The organism is Psychromonas marina (assembly GCF_030161115.1).
Lineage (GTDB): Bacteria > Pseudomonadota > Gammaproteobacteria > Enterobacterales > Psychromonadaceae > Psychromonas > Psychromonas marina.
In genome coordinates, this window is sequence record NZ_BSPQ01000010.1 from 36775 (window position 1) to 38382 (window position 1608).

The 1608-nt window shown below is 39.9% G+C and carries 1 protein-coding gene; it reads left to right on the top strand.

The window, feature by feature from the left end; all coding sequences use genetic code 11:
* Positions 1–12 precede the first annotated feature (12 nt).
* A complete protein-coding gene (locus QQK09_RS11200) occupies positions 13–1386 on the top strand; it encodes a TolC family outer membrane protein (protein ID WP_284204229.1) in 1374 nt (457 codons plus the stop codon).
* Positions 1387–1608 lie beyond the last annotated feature (222 nt).

The window sequence follows — 1608 nt, forward strand, 5'->3', positions numbered from 1 at the left end:
AAGACAACAGATATGCGTTTAGATTCAGTAAAAGCAACGATCAACAAAAAAATGACCAGACCTGCTGCATTGTTAATTATCAGTGGATTGTTAACTGTCTCGTCACCACTTTCATATGCGCAAAATCTGATTGAGGTTATGAGGATAGGCGCTAAACAGGATGCTAAATATCTTTCGGCTACCCATAAGTATCTCGCAGATCAAGAGATTATTGGTCAAAGTCGTGCTGACTTACTACCTACCTTAGACTTTCAATATGAATATAAGCTCACGGATCAGTCGATCAATGAATCTGATAATGATGTTTTTGCATCGGGCTCTGATCGCTACGACACCACGACCTACGGATTAAGTTTGACCCAGTCGGTTTTTGATTACACCCGTTGGCAGCGTTATTCACAGTCTAAAATTAGTGCTAATCGTGCAGAAATAGAGTTCAATCTCGCTAAGCAGGAGCTGTTATTGAGGTTGTCGGAAGCTTATTTTTTGGTGCTTGAACGGGGCGACCAATTAGAGACCGTACACTCAGAAAAAAAAGCGATGAGTAGGCATTTAGATGTATCTGAGAAAAAAAGTAAAAGTGGTGTGGGGCGAAAAGAGGATGTGGAAGAAGCGAGAGCTAAATACCTTAATGCATTAAGTAAAGAAGTAGAGCTTAAAAGTCGTTTAATGGATAGCCGTTATGCACTACGTGAATCATTGGGCAGCATGCCGGGGGAGTTGGCAAGACTTCGTCCTGAAATAGACCTTCAATTACCCGTCCCTACCGACCCTGAAATATGGGTGAGCAAATCTGCCAAGAATAACCTTGAATTACAAGCAATTAAATTATCCCTTGAAGAAGCACAGCGTGAAGTAAAAGCACTGCGTGGTGGGCACTATCCTACTTTAGATTTAGTGGCTTCAGCTGAAAACACGAATACCGATGGTTCGGTATTTGGTGGTGGTAGTGATATTGATGAAATCAATGTGATGCTGCAATTGAAAATCCCTCTTTACTCTGGCGGTAAAACCTCTTCAAAATTACGTCAAGGTGCAGAAAAACGTAATAGCGTGATGCAGGACCGTAATGATAAGCAGCGTATTGTTGAGCGTTCTGCGCATGATGCTTACCACCGAATTGGTGAAGCGATCGAACAAATTAATGCATTAACTCAATCGGTAAAAGCGCAGGAGAGTCTTTTAAAATCGAGAGATTCAGGTTACAGAGTGGGCCAGAATAGTTTGGTACAAGTATTAGATGTAGAACAAGATTTGTCCCACGCAAGGCAAGCGTTAACCAAAGCTCGCTACAACTATGTATTAAATGTATTGCGTCTTAAGTTTGCGGCAGGTGATCTGCAGGAAGCTGATATTTCCACTATCAATGGTTGGCTTGAAGGGTAATTAAGATATCTGATCAAGCAGTTATAAATAAAATAAACTAATAGCAGGGAAAATAATGCCGCTATTAGTTTTTTCGTATTAAGTAAGCAGTGTGATCCTGAAAATATGGATAGTGATAGAACTATCGTCTTAGCGTTATTTTTTAATTGTCATCTCTATCGCTGTTAGGTTGTTTATTTTTCAAGATTCTCTTCGTTAACAAAGTAATATTTGGAAGAAATT